We start from the raw sequence: 18,682 nt of genomic DNA, 5'->3' as shown, positions 1-18,682 counted from the left end.
GTTTTTTGCGTGTGAAATGGCGGGAATCCACAAAAAGAAACTTGGCGATGAATTTTTATTAACGGAAAAATTTCTTTAATCAGGGCATTTGCTTACCTTTGCAACGTTTTTAAAGGCCTTCTTCTTATCTCATTTACCTTAAAAGAAAAACACGAGGTTAAGATGAAAGCTATTGAATAGGTAGACTTATCTTTTATTTATAACAACTTAATAATTAACTATTTATGGCAGATAGTAAACAAAAGCTCTTTACCGAGTTTGCTCCCGTTTCTACTGAAGCGTGGATGAACAAGGTAACGGCTGATCTGAAAGGAGCTGATTTTGACAAGAAGCTCGTTTGGAAAACCAATGAAGGCTTTTCTGTGAAACCTATGTACCGTGCCGAAGATATCGAAGGTATGGCACAAACTACTTCACTTCCGGGTGAATTCCCATATGTTCGCGGAACTAAAGCCGACAACAAATGGTTTGTTTGTCAGGAAATTGAAGTGGAAAACATCGAAGCTGCTAATGCTAAAGCCCTGGATATCCTCAACAAAGGTGTGGATTCTCTGGGCTTTGTTATTGATCGCGAGGATGTTTCTGCTGAAAATATCGCTAAATTGCTCAAAGACATCTGTGTAGAGTGCATCGAGGTTAACTTCAAAACATGTGCTTGTGCATCAGTTGAGTTGGCTAAAATCTTAGCAGCTTACTTTGCTTCTGCAAATGTTGATTTGGCAAAAGTAAAAGGTTCTTTGAACTTTGACCCGACTGGTCGTGAACTGGCTCGTGGAAAACAGTTTGAAGATGCTGCTAAAGCTTATGCTGAGATGATCGATGCAACTAAAGCTCTGCCTAACTTCCGCGTATTGGCAGTAAATGCTGCTTATCTGAACAATGCAGGTGCATACAGCTATCAGGAACTTGGTTTCGCATTGGCATGGGGTAACGAAGTGTTGGCTCAGGCTCAGGCAGCTGGATTGGATGTTGCTACTGTTGCAAAAAATATCAAATTCAACTTCGGTGTAGGCTCTAATTACTTCATGGAAATTGCAAAATTCCGTGCAGCACGTATGTTGTGGGCTAATATCGTAAAAGCATACACTGAAGATGCAGATGCTGCTAAAATGGCTGCTCATGCTGTGACTTCTGACTGGAACATGACTATCTTCGATGCTCATGTAAATATGCTTCGTACTCAAACTGAAGCAATGTCAGCAGCTCTTGCCGGTGTTGATTCAATCACTGTTAATCCTTTCGATAAAACATATCAGGAGTCAGACGAATTCTCTGAAAGAATTGCTCGCAACCAACAATTATTATTGAAAGAAGAGTCTCATTTCGAGAAAATCGTTGACCCTTCAGCGGGTTCTTACTATATCGAACACCTGACTGCGTCTATCGCGAAACAGGCATGGACTTTGTTCCTTGATGTAGAAGAAAAAGGTGGTTTCCTTGCAGCTGTAAAAGCAGGAACTGTACAAGATACAGTTAATAATGCAGGTACAGCTCGTCGTGCTGCAATCGCTGCACGTAAAGAAGTTCTCCTCGGTTCTAACCAATTCCCTAACTTCAACGAAAAAGCTGCTGCTAAAATCAAAACTTTGGCTCAGGATTGCGGATGTGATGCTCCAGCTGCAAAAGTTCTTGACTTTACTCGTGGTGCAAGTGAATTTGAAGCTCTTCGTCTGGCTACTGAAAAAGCAGCTAAACGTCCTAAAGCATTCATGTTGACTATCGGTAACCTGGCTATGCGTTTGGCACGTGCTCAGTTCTCTTGCAACTTCCTGGCTTGTGCTGGTTATGAAGTAGTGGACAACCTTGGCTTCGAAACAGTAGAAGCTGGCGTAGAAGCTGCAAAAGCTGCCGGTGCTGACATTATCGTTCTTTGCTCAAGCGATGACGAATATGCAGAATTGGCTCCTAAAGCTAAAGCAGCTATTGGTGGTGCTGCTATTTTGGTGGTTGCGGGTGCTCCTGCTTGTGCTGAAGACTTGAAAGCTCAAGGCATTACTGAGTTTATTAATGTTCGTACTAATGTATTGGGTACACTCACTGCATTCAGCAAACAGTTAGGAATTTTGAAATAAGAAGGAGGAACAGAAAATGAGATTAAAATTCGATCAAATTGATATAACTGCCGGTTTTGCAGCGTCTGCACCGGTAAGCAGCGAGGCTTCATGGTTGACTCCGGAACAAATTCCAGTTAAGTCAATCTACACTCAGCAAGACCTCGAAGGAATGGAGCACCTGAACTATGTTGCTGGTCTTCCTCCTTACTTGCGTGGTCCGTACAGTGGTATGTACGCTATGCAACCCTGGACTATCCGTCAGTATGCAGGTTTCTCTACAGCGGAAGAGTCTAACGCATTCTACCGTCGTAACCTTGCTGCTGGTCAGAAAGGTCTTTCTGTAGCATTTGACCTTGCTACACACCGCGGATACGATGCTGACCACGAACGTGTAGTTGGTGACGTAGGTAAAGCGGGTGTATCTATCTGTTCTTTGGAAGACATGAAAGTTTTGTTCGACGGAATTCCATTGAACAAGATGTCTGTATCAATGACTATGAACGGTGCTGTATTACCAGTTCTTGCATTCTACATCAACGCTGGTTTGGAGCAAGGCGCTAAACTGGAAGAGATGGCAGGTACTATCCAGAATGACATTCTTAAAGAGTTCATGGTGCGTAATACTTACATCTACCCACCGGAGTTCTCAATGAAGATTATTGCTGATATCTTCGAATATACTTCACAAAAAATGCCTAAGTTCAACTCTATCTCTATCTCTGGTTACCACATGCAAGAAGCTGGTGCAACTGCAGACATCGAGTTGGCTTATACACTTGCTGACGGTCTTGAGTACCTTCGTGCCGGTGTAAATGCAGGTATGGACATCGATGCATTCGCTCCACGCTTGTCATTCTTCTGGGCAATCGGTATGAACCACTTCATGGAAATCGCTAAAATGCGTGCAGCACGTATGTTGTGGGCGAAAATCGTGAAACAGTTCAACCCTAAAAACCCAAAATCTCTTGCTCTTCGTACCCACTCACAAACTTCAGGTTGGTCATTGACTGAGCAGGATCCTTTCAACAACGTAGGTCGTACCTGTATCGAAGCGATGGGTGCTGCACTGGGTCACACTCAGTCACTTCACACCAATGCGCTTGACGAAGCTATCGCATTGCCGACAGACTTCTCTGCTCGTATCGCTCGTAATACTCAGATCTACATTCAGGAAGAAACATTCATCTGTAAAGAGGTTGACCCATGGGCAGGTTCTTACTATGTCGAAACTCTGACTAACGAACTGGCTCACAAAGCATGGGCATTGATCGAAGAAGTTGAGAAACTGGGAGGTATGGCAAAAGCTATCGAAACCGGTATTCCTAAACTTCGTATCGAAGAGGCTGCTGCACGTACTCAGGCTCGTATCGACTCTGGCAACCAGGTAATCGTAGGTGTAAACCGTTACCGTCTTGAAAAAGAAGATCCGATCGATATCCTCGAAGTAGACAACACAGCTGTTCGTATCCAGCAGGTTGAACGCCTGGGTGAATTGAAAGCTGCACGTGATGAGAAAGCAGTTCAGGCTGCTCTTGAAGCAATCACTAAATGTGTGGAAACTAAAGAAGGCAACTTGCTCGAACTGGCTGTAGAAGCTGCTCGTGTACGTGCTTCATTAGGTGAAATATCATATGCTTGTGAGAAAATCGTAGGTCGTTATAAAGCTGTAATCAGAACAATTTCAGGCGTGTATTCATCAGAAACCAAAAACGATTCAGACTTCCAACAAGCTTGCAAACTGGCTGAGGAATTCTCGAAAAAAGAAGGTCGTCAACCTCGTATCATGATCGCTAAAATGGGTCAGGATGGTCACGACCGTGGTGCAAAAGTAGTTGCTACAGGTTACGCTGACTGTGGATTCGACGTGGATATGGGACCATTGTTCCAAACTCCTGCTGAAGCTGCCCGTCAGGCTGTAGAAAACGACGTACATGTAGTAGGTGTATCTTCACTGGCAGCAGGACACAAAACTTTGGTTCCTCAGATCATCGAAGAACTGAAAAAACTGGGTCGTGAAGATATCGTTGTGATTGCCGGTGGTGTAATCCCTGCACAGGACTATGACTACCTGTACAAAGCAGGTGTTGCTGCTATCTTCGGTCCTGGTACTTCTGTATCGAAAGCTGCAGTTCAAATCCTTGAGATTTTGCTTCAGGACTAATTAACTGTCTATTTAGAGGGCGGCTTTGAGTCGCATTCCGAATAATATTATAGGAGAGCCGGAGTCATAAGACTTCGGCTTTGCTGTTTCTTGTTATCCCTTCCTTTTAATCACTAGGTCATATTTATAATAAGTAAGATAAGATGTAAAGATGTGCTTTCCTTCCATTTTGATAAACATTTTTTTTGAAGCGTTCCTCAAAAACATTACCTTTGCGCAAATTTTGCCTTTGTGTGCATGCGTAAGTCGGGTGATGAATAAAGGCAATGTTAAACATTTAATTGAAATCAAATGAGTTACGGTTTATTAAAAGGAAAAAGAGGCATTATATTCGGTGCATTGAATGAGATGTCGATTGCCTGGAAAGTAGCTGAACAAGCTGTTGCTGAAGGCGCTATTATTACCTTGTCAAATACTCCAATGGCGGTGCGCATGGGAGAAGTGAACGCTTTGAGCGAGAAACTGAATGCTCCGGTAATTGCTGCTGACGCTACCAGTGTCGCTGATTTGGAGAATGTTTTTGCTAAATCTCAGGAGCTGCTGGGTGGTAAAATTGACTTTGTACTTCACTCAATCGGGATGTCTATGAACGTTCGTAAGAAGCGTGAATACGATGACCTGGACTATGATATGATGCACAAAACGCTCGATATTTCAGCTGTCTCTTTCCATAAAATGCTCCAGGTTGCTAAGAAAATGGATGCTATCGCTGAAGGCGGTTCTGTTATTGCTCTTTCTTACATAGCGGCTCAACGTGTATTGTTCGGATATAATGATATGGCTGATGCAAAAGCGTTGCTCGAATCTATTACCCGTAGTTTCGGTTACATCTACGGTCGCGAAAAAGGCATCCGTATCAATACTATTTCTCAGTCACCGACTATGACTACTGCCGGTAGCGGGGTAGGAGTGATGGGTAACCTGATGGACTTCTCTGAACGTGTATCTCCACTGGGTAATGCAACTGCTGATGAATGTGCAAATTACTGTATCGTGATGTTCTCCGATCTTACCCGCAAAGTAACCATGCAAAATCTTTTCCACGATGGTGGATTCTCCAGCATGGCGATGAGCGAAAGCGCGATGACACAGTATCTGCAAAGCTTCGAGAAGTAAGCGATTTACTTCAAATAACAATATTCCTGAAAGAATTTAGGGTTTTCTAATACTTTATCCGGTCTTTCCTGTTATATAATAGTAGCAGGAAAGACTTGATTTTAAAAATAAACGGGAGTTATGCTGATAAAAATCTATCCTGAAAATCCCAATCAGCGTGAGATTGATAAGGTGGTGGACATCCTGAGAGACGGAGGCCTGATTATTTATCCTACCGATACTGTTTACGCAATTGGTTGTGATGCGCTCAATGTGAGGGCGGTAGAGAAGATATGCAAACTCAAGGGGATAGATCCCCGAAAAGAAAATCTTTCCATCATTTGCTACGACCTTAGCAACATCAGCGAATTTGCCAAAGTGGACAATATCACTTTTAAGCTGATGAAAAAGAATCTACCCGGTCCGTTTACCTTTATTCTTAACACACACAGTAGCTTACCCAAGATTTTCCGTAACCGCAAGACGGTAGGAATCCGTGTGCCCGATCACAGCATCGCACGCGAGATTATCCGTCAATTAGGAAATCCGTTGCTAACCACATCAGTTCACAGTGACGATACTATTATCGAATACATGACTGATCCGGAATTGCTTGAGGAGAAATATCAATACGACGTAGATCTCGTGATTGACGGTGGTTACGGAGGGCTTACAGCTTCTACCGTTGTGGATTGTAGTGAAGGTGAGGCGGAAATTGTCCGTCAGGGAAAAGGGGAATTGATTTATTAATTCGAATATTTATCCGGATTGCCGTCAGGATGAAAAAAATAGTTGCTCTCATGATAATTTCTGCAAGTTTGTCATCTTCTCCGGTTATGGCCGGTGAAGAGGTTGCCAATACTTTTAAATATACGGTTGATCGTTTTGCCAATGTTGAAATTCTTCGTTATAAGGTTCCCGGCTTTGAAGCTTTGAGCCTGGATCAGAAGAAACTGGTGTATTACCTTTCTGAAGCTGCCCATGCCGGTCGTGATATTCTGTTTGATCAGAATTGCCGCTGGAATCTTACTGTCCGCCGTACTCTTGAGGCTATTTACAAAAACTCTTCAGGGGATAAAAACAGTGCTGAATTTATAGCCCTGACCGAATATCTGAAAGAGGTTTGGTACAACAACGGCATTCACCAGGATTATTCTTCCGATAAGCTTAAACCCCGCTTCTCTCAGGATTTTTTTGTTTCTCAGGTAAAGAAATTATCTGAAAAGCAATTGCATCTGGATAAAGAGCAAACCAAAGAGGGCTTGTTGAAAAAAATAGTTCCCGTTATTTTTGACCCTGCCGTTTTGCCTAAACGGGCAAATCAGGCTGAAGGGGAGGATTTGCTTAAAACGTCTGCCAATAATTATTACGCCGGCGTAACACAGGCGGAAGCAGAAGATTTCTACAATAAACTGAAAGATACCAATGATCTAACCCCGGTCTCTTTAGGACTAAATAGTCGTTTGGTGAAAGAAAATGGCCGGATATTAGAAAAAATATGGAAGGTTGGAGGTCTTTATTCACTGGCTATTGAAAAGATCATTTATTGGCTAAATAACGCGTTGCCTTATACTGAAAATGCAGAGCAAAAAGCGGTGATCGAAAGGTTGATTTCCTACTATAAATCTGGCTCTCTGAAGGAGTTTGACGAATATGCTATCCTTTGGTTGAAAGACTTGAATTCTGATGTGGATTTTGTCAATGGATTTACCGAGTCTTACGGTGATCCCCTGGGTTTGAAAGCCAGTTGGGAAGCTATCGTAAATTTCAAAAATAGAGAGGCAACCAAACGAACCGAATCAATCAGTGATAATGCTCAATGGTTTGAAGATCATTCCCCGATTGATGCCCGTTTCAAAAAAGAGACCGTAAAAGGCGTTTCAGCCAAAGTTATCACCGTGGCAGCATTAGGTGGCGATTGTTATCCGTCCACCCCGATTGGTATTAATTTGCCGAACTCCAACTGGATTCGCCGAGATCACGGCTCGAAATCAGTAACTATCGAAAATATCACTGAAGCCTATGACAAAGCTTCTCAGGGTAATGGTTTTCTGGAAGAATTTGTCTGGGATGATGAAAATAGAGAACGCATTAAAAAGTATGGTTTTCAGGCAGATAATCTGCACACCGATTTGCATGAATGTCTTGGACACGGTTCTGGAAAGTTGCTTCCCGGAGTTGATCCCGATGCCCTGAAAGCTTACGGTTCACCGATGGAAGAGGCGCGTGCCGACTTGTTCGCGCTTTATTATATTGCCGATCCAAGGACGGTAGAACTGGGCTTGTTGCCCGATGCAGAAGCTTATAAGGCTGAATATTACCGTTATGTGATGAATGGAATCCTGACTCAGCTAATCCGTGTGCAGCCGGGCAAGAATATCGAGCAGGCTCACATGCGTAACCGTGCGCTTATTGGCAGTTGGCTTTTGGAAAAGGGTGCTGACGATAAGGTCATTGAACTTAAGCAACGGGATGCCAAAACATTTGTTGTGATTAATGATTTCCGGAAAATGCGGGAACTGATCGGTAAACTATTGGCAGAAGTACAGCGCATCAAATCTGAAGGTGACTATGAGGCAGCCCGTCAGATGATTGAAGCTTACGCCGTTAAGGTTAATCCGGAGCTGCATAAGGAGATTTTGTCGCGTTATGAAAAACTGAATATTGCTCCGTTTAAAGGTTTTGTAAATCCAGTCCTTTTTCCGATGAAAAATGTTCAGGGTGAAATTACTGATATCCGCGTATCTTATGATGAAGGATATGTTGAACAAATGTTGCGCTATTCAAAAGAATACAGCACTTTGCCGAATATAAACGATTAAAAAGCCATAGAATAGAGATGTCTAAACCAGCTAAAATAGTTTTCATGCCGGAAGCCATTCTGGAGCAGATACAGCAAATCAAAAAGCAGCTCCGGCTTGCAATGAATGGTATCACTTCCGAGAGTATGCAGGAGCGTGGACTTGGATACCGGGTCAATTACGGTGTGGCATTGATAACGTTGAGAAAGATGGCCGCGAAATATGGTAAGAACCATGATCTGGCGCAGAAGCTTTGGTTGGAAAACGTTCGGGAGCTTCGGATACTGGCCACATTGATACAACCAGTCGAGTCTTTTACTCCGGCTATGGCTCAAGAGTGGGCGGCAGATATCCAGCAACCCGAAATGGCCGAACAATGTGCGATGAACCTGTTTCAGCATCTGACATTCGCCCCTGATTTAGTTCTTGACTGGCTAAAACAATCTGAGGTGATGCTTCGTTATATAGCATGGCAACTCTTGGCCCGGATAGCAGTCAAAGATTTTCATTTTAAGGAAACTACTCTGGTTTCTGTTTTGGTCGAAGCTGTAAAAGATATTCAATCCAACCAGATTTTCCTCTTTAACGGGGCTTTGCTTGGGTTAAAACGTGTGGGCGCTAATAATATTAATCTAGCCAGAACGATATTGGAAAATGTTGGTGATATTCCTGATTTAGAATTGGAAAGGAAGCAACAGATATTGGATGATCTGCGGTTTGAATTTGAATATAAGCTTCAAACCACTTTGTAAATCCAATAAAAATCTCTAATTTTGGCGTGTAAAAACAAGTAGATACAATGTCTCAGGAAGATATATTTGAAAAGGTTAAGCAAGAGTTTACTGCATATCTGATAGCCAAAGGGCACCGTAAAACACCCGAACGCTACATGATATTGAAGCACATCTATACGCTTAATGACCATTTTGATATAGACTTTTTGTATAACTCGATCAACTCTGAACGCCCTGTGGTAAGCCGGGCTACACTCTACAATACGATGGAGCTGTTGGTCGATAGCAACCTGGTAATCAAGCACAGCTTTGGTGCCAATATGTCGCACTACGAGAAGGCATATAACAATGACAACCATTTACATCTAATATGTACAATCTGTGGTGATATCAAAGAGATCAAAGACCACAATATTAAGGATGTAATTCAAAGTAAGAAGCTCAGCAAATTTGCACTTTCGCATTACAGTCTCTATATATATGGGGTTTGTAACAAATGTGCTAAGCTAACGACAAAGAAAAGGACGAGTCCGGCAAAGAAATAAACGTTTCGGTCGGTCTCCGGTTAAGTCGCACCTATCGGGCGGCTTATTTTATGCTCATATGTGAATAAAACGTGAAATGGAATTGCCTGAGCATAATATGCAATGACTTAATGAAATAAATATATAATCAAATAGAAATGAAAGTAGATGTCTTATTAGGCCTGCAATGGGGAGACGAAGGTAAAGGTAAAGTTGTTGACGTTCTTACACCTCAATATGATGTGATTTCCCGTTTTCAGGGAGGCCCGAATGCCGGTCACACGCTTGAATTTAATGGCAGTAAGTTTGTTCTTCACACTATACCGTCAGGAATTTTTCAGGGAGACAAAGTAAATGTGATTGGTAATGGTGTTGTGCTTGATCCTGCCATTTTCAAAAAAGAGATTGAAAAACTGGAAACTACCGGTTATGACCTGACCAAGAAGCTATTGATTTCCAAAAAAGCTCACCTGATTCTGCCAACTCACCGTTTGCTTGATGCTGCTTATGAAGCGGCTAAAGGAGCCTCTAAGATCGGTTCTACTTTAAAAGGTATCGGCCCGACTTATACGGATAAAGTAAGCCGTAACGGTGTGCGTGTCGGTGATATCCTCGAAAATTTCGACGCAAAATACAAGGCGGCAGTTGAACGTCACGAAACCATCCTGAAACAATATAACTTCGAATACAACCTTGCTGAGGTTGAAAAAGAGTGGTTCGAAGGTCTTGAAGTGTTGAAACGTTTTACTTTCATCGATTCAGAACAATTTGTGAACGATGCCCTGAAAGGTGGCCGTTCGGTATTGGCAGAAGGAGCTCAGGGAACTATGCTTGACATCGACTTCGGTTCATATCCTTTCGTTACTTCTTCAAACACAGTTTGTGCAGGAGCTTGTACCGGATTGGGTATTGCACCTAATAAAATCGGAGATGTTTTCGGTATTTTCAAAGCATATTGTACCCGTGTAGGTAGTGGTCCGTTCCCAACAGAATTGTTTGACGAGACGGGTGAAGAGCTTCGTCAGCGCGGACATGAATTCGGTTCTACTACCGGTCGTGCACGTCGTTGCGGATGGATTGACCTTGTAGCGCTTAAATATGCGATCATGGTAAACGGTGTAACCAAGCTGATCATGATGAAGAGCGATGTTCTGGATCAATTCGAGGTGATTAAAGCTTGTGTGGCTTATAAAGTAAATGGAGAAGAGACTTCAGTATTCCCTTACAGCCTGGATGGTGAAGTTGAGCCGATTTACTCAGAGCTTCCGGGTTGGAAAACTGATATGACCAAAATGCAGAGTGAAGACGAATTCCCTGAAGAATTCAATAACTATCTTGCCTTCCTCGAAGAGGAGCTTGAAGTGCCTATCACCATTGTTTCAGTTGGACCTGATCGTGATCAGACAATTGAAAGATATACTGAAGAGATTTAATTCTAAATCACCGATATATAACAAAAGGCGTGACCGCGGTCACGCCTTTTTTGCTATCTGTATTTGAATGTCTTTGTGTCATACCTGAATACCGACCTTTCGGATAATATAGATAAACAGGAAATAGAATAGTGCCGTAATCACACAGGTCAGCCCCAGCGAAAGCCAGAAATTCAGTCCGCTTTTGAGTAATAAGGGTAGGGCAATGAAGAAGACCAGCGAGGGTGTCACAATCCAAAAGATGGACCACGAAAACTGTCCAATCGCCACCGTGTCTTTCGTATCGAGATACATCCATATTATTGCCAGCAGAGAGGTCAGCGGCAGGGAAGCCAGTATGGCTCCTGCCGTGCTGAATCGTTTTCCTACTTCTGAAATGCCTGTGACCAGAAGTGCGGTTATGATGATTTTGATCAGGATTCTTATCATGCTACTCTGTGAGTCTAAGTGCCCTTTGTGTTTTAGTGGTGGTTATTATTTCAGTTTTTCCTTCAAATAATAACCCGTATAGGATTCCTTGCAAGCCGCTAACTCTTCCGGGGTACCGGCGCAAACGAGGTGACCGCCTTTGTCTCCTCCTTCCGGGCCCAGGTCAATGATGTGATCGGCACATTTGATCACGTCCATGTTGTGCTCGATGATGATCACCGTATGACCTTTTTCGATCAGGGCATTGAAGGCTTTGAGCAGCGTCTTGATGTCGTGGAAGTGAAGCCCGGTGGTTGGTTCGTCAAAGACAAACAGTGTCGGGTCACTTTTCTCCCCGCTCAGGAAGAGGGCCAGCTTCACCCGTTGGTTTTCCCCACCCGAAAGGGTAGAAGAGGATTGCCCCATCTTTACATAGCTGAGGCCGACATCCAATAACGGTTGCAGGCGTTTGACGATCTTCTTTTCAGTAGAACTGGTTCCCTGGCTGAAGAATTCTACCGCTTCGGCAACGGTCAGTTCGAGAATGTCAAAGATGTTTTTGTTGCGGTACTCCACGTCGAGCGTGTCCTGCTTGAAACGTTTGCCGTGACAGGCATCACATTCCAACGTGAGGTCGGCCATAAACTGCATCTCCACGGTAATTGTTCCATCGCCTTTACACTCCTCGCATCGGCCACCTTCCACATTGAAGGAGAAGTGCGCCGGTGTATAACCCATCTGTTTGGCCAAAGGTTGTTCGGCGTAAAGCTTCCGGATTTCGTCGTAAGCCTTCAGATAGGTGGCGGGATTGGAACGGGAGGATTTACCGATCGGATTTTGATCCACGAATTCTATTCCCTTGAGTAAATGCAGGTCGCCCGACATCTCGGCGAAGATGCCGCTCTTTTCACCGCTCGGCTCAAAGTAATTTTGCACCGCTTTGGAGAATACATCACGGATCAGCGATGATTTACCCGAACCGCTCACCCCGGTAACGAGCGTCATGACATTGAGCGGGAATTTTACGTCAATCCCTTTCAGGTTATTTTGGGCAACGCCTTTCAGTTGGATAAAGTTATTCCACTTGCGGCGGTATTTGGGTACTTCTATTTGATCCTCGCCGGTCAGGTAGCGTACGGTGTAGCTGTTGGAGGCCTTTTGCAGATCGTTGACATCGCCCTGATAAACGACTTCACCACCCAAACGTCCCGCATCGGGGCCGATGTCGATGATGTAATCGGCGGCACGGATGATTTCTTCGTCGTGCTCCACCACGACAACGGTATTTCCCAGTTTTTGCAGTTTCCGCAATACAATGATGAGTAGATCGGTGTCGCGGGAATGCAGGCCGATACTTGGCTCGTCGAGGATATAAAGTGATCCGACCAGTCCGCTGCCGAGAGAAGTTGCCAGGTTGATACGCTGGCTTTCACCACCGGACAGTGTGGCCGAAAGGCGATTGAGCGTGAGGTAGCTCAGTCCGACATCCAATAGGAACTGGATGCGGTTATTGATCTCCGTAAGCAGTCGTTTGGCAACGATCTGGTCGTGCTCGTCCAGTTGCAGTTGGTCGAAAAACAGTTTCAGTTCAGAGATGGGCAGTTGCACCAGATCGGTAATCGTTTTCCCTCCGATTTTGACATACATCGCCTGAGGTTTCAGGCGGCTGCCTTTGCAGTCGGGGCAGGTGGTTTTACCGCGGTAGCGAGCGAGCATCACGCGGTATTGGATCTTGTACTGGTTTTCTTCCAGCATTTTGAAGAAGCTGTGAATGCCACCAAAGTAATTGTTGCCGTTCCACAGCAACTCTTTTTCCGAATCCGAAAGCTGGTAATAAGGGCGGTGGATCGGGAAGTTGAATGCATTGGCGTGAAAGATCAGTTCGTTTTTCCATTCGCTCATCTTTTCACCCTTCCAGCACACCACGGCATCTTCATATACAGACAGGGCTTTGTTGGGTATCACGAGGTCTTCGTCGATACCAATTACTTTGCCAAACCCTTCACAGCGCGGACAGGCACCTGCCGGACTGTTGAAGCTAAACATCATATCGTTGGGTTCTTCGAAAGTGACACCGTCGGCCTCGAAGCGTTTGGAGAATTGTATCTGCTCTTCGCCATTTTCCCCGTAAAACTTCACCAGGCAGCTGCCGTGTCCTTCAAAGAAGGCAGTCTCCACCGAATCAGTCAGGCGGCTGATGGTATCTTTGTCTGATGATGCTGAGAGTCGGTCGATCAGCAGCAACAGGCCTTCGGACCGGAGAGCCTCCGGATCTTTCAGCGCATCCTCTATGCGGAGGAAGCTGCCATTGAGCTCCAGACGGTTGAATCCCTGCTTCATCAGCACATCCAGGTGCTGTACCATCTCGCGATCTTCGGGAACGTGAATTTCACAGAAGACAGCCAGACGGGTTCCTTCGGGATAGGAAAGCATTTTCTCCACTACATCTTCTGCCGAATGTTTTTTGACGATTTCACCGGTGACAGGCGAATAGGTCTTGCCGATGCGGGCAAAAAGCAGCCGCAGGTAATCGTAAATCTCGGTAGAAGTACCCACCGTAGAGCGCGGATTTCGGGTATTCACCTTTTGCTCGATGGCAATCGCTGGAGGGATGCCTTTGATGTAGTCACATTCGGGCTTGCTCATGCGACCCAGGAACTGACGCGCGTAGGAGGAGAGACTCTCCACGTAGCGGCGTTGTCCTTCGGCGTAAAGGGTATCGAAGGCGAGCGACGATTTACCAGAACCCGAGAGTCCGGTAATCACCACCAGCTTGTTGCGGGGGATTTCCACGTCGATATTCTTGAGGTTATTGACGCGGGCACCTTTTATAAAAATGGATTTATTATCGGTCATGATGAGTTTACCAAAATTTGAACCGCAAATTTACACCATTATTTCCATTTAGCTTTGACCGGCAGGGGAAAAGGCGGATTTGGGGAACATCTTTTAAGGGGGAGAGAAACGGCAATATTTTCCTTGCCGTGAGCTAAAGGCAGACGGCAATGAGTAATCCGAAGAGCTTGTCTTTATTTCCTGATAAGCCTCTCCAGCGTATCCTGCAGAATCCGTACCTCCATTTCCAGCTCTTTGATGCGTTCGTTGAGCGTCGTGATTTCTGCAGTGGCCGGGTTTGCTGTTGCTGGTTCGGCGTGAGGCAGTTGATCGGCAATTTCGCGGAAGAAGTTGTATTGAAACACATTTGAGAGGTCAAGCAGACGTTGCACCTGCATAAACTCACTGTCAAGCATAAAATGGATGGATGACGGCTTCATGTGAAGCATACGGGCCAGCTCGGATTTGGAAATCCGTCTTTGGGTCATCTCGCGGTTGATCAATTTGCTGGGATTAATCTTTTCCATAGTTGTTGTTTGTTTTCAGGTAAATAGTTTCGTTCCTCTCCAGATACATTATCGGAGCTTTATGATGTAGCTAAGATAGTCATTTTGATGAGTATATCTATATTCTTATATAGTAAATATGAAAAAGTTTTCTTTATATAATCAGAGAATTATATTTAAAGCCTATTAGTTATTATCTGACAGATAGAGTCGTTCATTTAAAATATAGAGTATTGTATGCGATAGATAGAGGCTTTTATCCGAAAGTAAGAGATTTCTATCAGATAGCTAAAGGATTTTATTTAAAACATAGAGTATTATAGATGATAGATAGATACTTTTATCCGAAAGTAAGAGATTTCTATCAGATAGCTAAAAGATTTTGTTAAAAACATAGAATATTATAGGCGATATATAGAGAATTTTATCTGAAAGTAATAGATTTCTATTCGAAATAAAATAGTTTAGAGTAACTCGTCAATTTGACTGCTGAGAATGCAATAATAACCCAACTGACCAAGGAAATGTAGCGGAGGGGATTAATGAATACCGTTGTGCAAGAAGAAATATCCGGAGAGGACCGGTATTGAAGGGCTTTCGGTAACCATCACGCATTTTACAGGTCGTATAAAAAAGCGGAGACCCGGTTTGATTCCGGACCTCCGCTTTTTTAACAGAAATGTTTCAACTATTTCTTTTGATAAACCCTTACATAATCCACCTCGTAACGGTTGGGGAATTTCGTTTTCGAAGGGTCACCGCCGTTTTGTCCGCCAATAGCCAGGTTGAGCAGGATGTATTGTGGTTGACGGAAAGGGTAGGAGCCGTCGGGATTGACCGTGTCACTTTGTTTAGTTTCATTGAGTAATTCATTGTCGAGGTAGAGCTTGATGGTGTTTTCGTCCCAATCCATCCGCCAGATGTGAAACTTGCTCGGCCATTGAGGGTCTTTTTCCAGGAAATGCTTCAACAAAGTTTTTTGTGAATGCCACTTTGCGTTGTATCTTCTGGTTGTCCCTGAAGCCACGTTGGCCAAGATGCAGTGCTCTCCATTAATAGGATAAGACTCCATCAGGTCGATTTCGCCGTTAGATGGCCATTCTCCCTTAATACCCAGAGTCCAGATCGCGGGCCACAGTCCCATCGAGGTGTCAATGCGGGCGCGAATCTCGAAACGACCGTACTGGAATTCCCGCAAGCCTTCACTGACCATACTGGCAGCACTGTAATGGGCAAATTCACGGTTGGTTTTCCAGTTGTTTGAGCCGGGGATATAATTAGGATTCTTGATCTCCTCTTTTCTTCCTTCAATGATCAACAGTCCATTTTCGCAAAAAGCATTATCGGCCTGATACCACTGATACTCTTCGTTTCGGGCAAATCCGTGTTCGAAATTCCAGTTTCGTGAATCGGGTTTGCCCGGTTTGTTAAACTCATCTGACCATACCAGTTTCCATTTGGTTTTGCTTTTGGGTGTGCTGTTATTCCCGGCGAATATCTGGCTGGAAATGCAAAGCCCCAAAAGAAGACTTCCTGCTTTGAAGTATAAAAGACTGTTTTTCATTTTAATAGGTGGTTAAAGAAACATTCAGGACACAAAGATAAGTACAATTGTAGCATTCAGAATCTGTTTTCCGGAATGTTTTGGGAAAATTGAATCTGTTCTAATCATATTAATTTAGGCTTAAAAACATTATCATATCGGACTAATTTGGTTTTTAGTCAGTATGTTTGCAGTTCGATTTTCAGCTATGGATGATCAGATTCATGCTGTATTAACTGAAAGTTTATGATAAAGCCAAGAATATTAGCCGTTTCCTTTTTGCTAATCCTGTTTACCCTTACGTCAAATGGCGCAAAAAGCAGCATTTGTTTTACATTTGATGATCTGCCGGTTGACACACACAGTGATAAAAGCGTGAGTTTTCAGCGGAGTGTAATTACAGGTCTGGTGCATACCTGTAAGCAATATCATATTCCCGCTATTGGCTTTGTCAACGAAGGGAAAATGTACCGGAAGGATAAACGGATGGATTCAGTACAGGTCGCATTACTTCAATCCTGGCTGAAAGCGAAACTGGAACTGGGAAACCATACTTTTTCTCACCCGGATTATAATAAAACTTCCTGTGTGAATTTCGGCGAAGATATTCTGAACGGAGAAAAGATAACCCGCCCGTTGATGAAGAAACATCATAAGAAATTGCAATATTTCCGCCATCCTTTCCTGAGTATTGGCGATTCACAGGCCAAGTACGATTCGCTGGAACAGTTTTTGGCGGCTCATAAATATATTGTGGCCCCCATTACCATCGAAAATGATGACTGGATTTTCGATGATGCTTATGATAGCGCTTTTGTAAAAAAAGACAGCGTACTCATGCGTCAGATTGGCCAAAGCTATATTGAATTCACTGAAAAACAGATTAAGTATAATGAAATGCTTTCTGTTAAAGTTTTTCGGCGGAATATCTGCCAGATTTTGCTGTTGCATTCCAATGCCATAAACCGCGATTATCTTCCACAGTTAGCTCAGATGTGCAAACGCAATAACTATAAGTTTGTCTCCATTGAAAAGAGCCTCAGGGATAAAGCTTATCTTTCAAAGATTACCAACTTCGGAGACTGGGGGGCATCGTGGCTTATCCGGTGGGCGATGTCAATGGATATCAAAGGCAATCTTTATGCTGGTTTGCCTGTGGCTCCTGTTTTCGTATTGAAACTGGCCGGTATGCCGCTTGATTACAGATAAACGTCACCATATCTTGCGTATTAATGACAAAACATCTTAATTAGAGACGTCTTTAATGTCTTTTTAATCTACGCTTAAGTCCTTTTTAAGCAAATGCTTCGGATATTTGCGTCCGTCAAAAATCCGCACTTATGAAGAAGTTTTTTGCTGTTTTATTCTCTGCTTTATCGCTTTCGGTATTCGCCCAGACGGGCACAAACCTCACCTTATCCGAAACCGAAAACCTGTTCCTCAAGAACAATCTCAGCCTTCTGGCTGCAAAGTTTAATGTCGATGCGGCTCATGCCGCGGTCATTCAGGCTAAATTATGGGAAAATCCCAATTTTCAGGTTGGCTTTAATGCCTATAATCCCGACCGGAAGAAGTATTTCGACATTGGCCCGAACGGTGAAAAATCGTTTTCTATCGAACAACTGATTCATTTGGGGGGTAAGAAGCACGATGAAATCGCGCTGGCCCGTTCCAATCAGCAGGTGGCCGAATACGAACTTTCCGACCTGCTGCGCAATCTCAAGCTGCAACTCCGTCAAAGCTACTTTGAAGCATACTACGATAACCTTTCCTATCAGGCGCTCACCCGCCAGATGAGTAGCGTTGATTCCTTAATTGAATCTTATAATAATCAGGTGGAAAAAGGCAATTTGCCGGAGAAGGATCTGGTGCGTCTGCAAGGTCTCTATCTGAACTTTAAACAGGAAAAATCGGAGCTGTATAAAAGCATTTTGGAAGCTCAGAATGATTTGGCAGTATTGACAGGTATTCAGGAACTTGTACCACAACCGACTGTGCAGGAACTGGCTGCTTATGAAAAACAAGACTTGCCCAACCTTCAATCCTTAACCACTACTGCAATAGATAACCGTTCGGATTTTCTCTCGTTATCCAAACAGGTAGATGCTGCCAAATGGAATCTGAAATGGCAGAAAGCGCAAAATGTGCCTGACCTCTCTGTCGGAGTCTCCTGGGACCAACAGGCTTCTGCATTTAATAACTCTACTTCTTTAAGCCTCGGAATTCCACTTCCTCTATGGAATCGCAACCAGGGAAACATTAAACAGGCTGCGGCTCAGGTCAAAATAGCCGACGCCAATAAAGCCCAACAACAGCAAAAGATTGAAAATGAAGTGATTCTTGCCTATAAGAAATGGAAAGATGCGCTGGATAACCACAAACTACTGAATCAGGATAAGATCAATAAGTTCAGGGAAGTGGAAAATGGCGTTTTAAGAAACTTCCGCCACGGAAACCTCTCCCTGATCGAGTTTACCGACTTTATGGAAAACTACAACCAGACGCTCCAGCAATACCATAAGTTTGCGAAGGAGCTTGTCAACTCCTGCGAAGAAATAAATTATATTACCAATTCAACCCAGTTTTAA

14 protein-coding genes are annotated in these 18,682 nt (G+C 43.7%); 10 read left to right on the top strand and 4 right to left on the bottom strand.

The genetic code is table 11. From position 1 onward, the window contains the following. Window positions 1-224 precede the first annotated feature (224 nt). The 8 genes from mutA (at window position 225) to MLE17_RS00410 (ending at window position 10,802) form a co-directional block, all read left to right on the top strand. Window positions 225-2,072 carry a methylmalonyl-CoA mutase small subunit gene (gene mutA, locus MLE17_RS00445; protein ID WP_243345426.1) on the top strand — a complete coding sequence of 616 codons (1,848 nt, stop codon included), beginning with the start codon at window positions 225-227 and terminating at the stop codon, window positions 2,070-2,072. Window positions 2,073-2,088: 16 nt separating this feature from the next. After that, the gene (gene scpA, locus MLE17_RS00440; RefSeq protein ID WP_243345425.1) at window positions 2,089-4,215 is read left to right on the top strand and encodes a methylmalonyl-CoA mutase; all 2,127 of its coding nucleotides are present in this window, start codon (window positions 2,089-2,091) and stop codon (window positions 4,213-4,215) included. 291 nt (window positions 4,216-4,506) lie between these two features. Further along, the gene (locus tag MLE17_RS00435) at window positions 4,507-5,331 is read left to right on the top strand and encodes an enoyl-ACP reductase (RefSeq protein WP_243345424.1); all 825 of its coding nucleotides are present in this window, start codon (window positions 4,507-4,509) and stop codon (window positions 5,329-5,331) included. A gap of 120 nt (window positions 5,332-5,451) precedes the next feature. Next, window positions 5,452-6,060: an L-threonylcarbamoyladenylate synthase gene (locus tag MLE17_RS00430; protein WP_243345423.1), complete on the top strand. Its 609-nt coding sequence runs from the start codon at window positions 5,452-5,454 to the stop codon at window positions 6,058-6,060. Window positions 6,061-6,110: 50 nt separating this feature from the next. Further along, window positions 6,111-8,132: a dipeptidyl-peptidase 3 family protein gene (locus tag MLE17_RS00425; RefSeq protein WP_410795591.1), complete on the top strand. Its 2,022-nt coding sequence runs from the start codon at window positions 6,111-6,113 to the stop codon at window positions 8,130-8,132. A 44-nt stretch (window positions 8,133-8,176) separates the two neighbouring features. Further along, the gene (locus MLE17_RS00420; RefSeq protein WP_243345421.1) at window positions 8,177-8,863 is read left to right on the top strand and encodes a DNA alkylation repair protein; all 687 of its coding nucleotides are present in this window, start codon (window positions 8,177-8,179) and stop codon (window positions 8,861-8,863) included. 47 nt (window positions 8,864-8,910) lie between these two features. Continuing rightward, on the top strand, window positions 8,911-9,390 hold the full coding sequence (locus MLE17_RS00415) for a Fur family transcriptional regulator (protein WP_243345420.1): 480 nt from the start codon (window positions 8,911-8,913) through the stop codon (window positions 9,388-9,390). Between the two features lie 137 nt (window positions 9,391-9,527). After that, window positions 9,528-10,802, top strand: coding sequence for an adenylosuccinate synthase (locus MLE17_RS00410; RefSeq protein WP_243345419.1), 1,275 nt, complete (start codon window positions 9,528-9,530; stop codon window positions 10,800-10,802). A 78-nt stretch (window positions 10,803-10,880) separates the two neighbouring features. Here the strand turns inward: MLE17_RS00410 and MLE17_RS00405 are convergent, their stop codons facing one another. The 4 genes from MLE17_RS00405 to MLE17_RS00390 all read right to left on the bottom strand — a co-directional run bounded on the left by MLE17_RS00405 (window position 10,881) and on the right by MLE17_RS00390 (window position 16,115). After that, window positions 10,881-11,231: a DUF3147 family protein gene (locus tag MLE17_RS00405; protein WP_243345418.1), complete on the bottom strand. Its 351-nt coding sequence runs from the start codon at window positions 11,229-11,231 to the stop codon at window positions 10,881-10,883. A 45-nt stretch (window positions 11,232-11,276) separates the two neighbouring features. After that, window positions 11,277-14,066: an excinuclease ABC subunit UvrA gene (gene uvrA / locus MLE17_RS00400; RefSeq protein ID WP_243345417.1), complete on the bottom strand. Its 2,790-nt coding sequence runs from the start codon at window positions 14,064-14,066 to the stop codon at window positions 11,277-11,279. A 173-nt stretch (window positions 14,067-14,239) separates the two neighbouring features. Then, window positions 14,240-14,572 carry a hypothetical protein gene (locus MLE17_RS00395; RefSeq protein ID WP_243345416.1) on the bottom strand — a complete coding sequence of 111 codons (333 nt, stop codon included), beginning with the start codon at window positions 14,570-14,572 and terminating at the stop codon, window positions 14,240-14,242. Between the two features lie 667 nt (window positions 14,573-15,239). Next, window positions 15,240-16,115, bottom strand: coding sequence for a family 16 glycosylhydrolase (locus MLE17_RS00390; RefSeq protein WP_243345415.1), 876 nt, complete (start codon window positions 16,113-16,115; stop codon window positions 15,240-15,242). 225 nt (window positions 16,116-16,340) lie between these two features. Here MLE17_RS00390 and MLE17_RS00385 point away from each other — a divergent pair, with 225 nt between their 5' ends. Then, the gene (locus MLE17_RS00385; RefSeq protein WP_243345414.1) at window positions 16,341-17,303 is read left to right on the top strand and encodes a polysaccharide deacetylase family protein; all 963 of its coding nucleotides are present in this window, start codon (window positions 16,341-16,343) and stop codon (window positions 17,301-17,303) included. A 131-nt stretch (window positions 17,304-17,434) separates the two neighbouring features. Continuing rightward, complete coding sequence (locus MLE17_RS00380; protein ID WP_243345413.1) at window positions 17,435-18,682, top strand: TolC family protein; 1,248 nt, start codon at window positions 17,435-17,437, stop codon at window positions 18,680-18,682.

It is taken from the genome of Parabacteroides sp. FAFU027 (assembly GCF_022808675.1).
Taxonomy (GTDB): Bacteria; Bacteroidota; Bacteroidia; order Bacteroidales; family UBA7332; genus CAXXIC01.
This window is presented reverse-complemented; position numbering and strand designations above follow the sequence as displayed.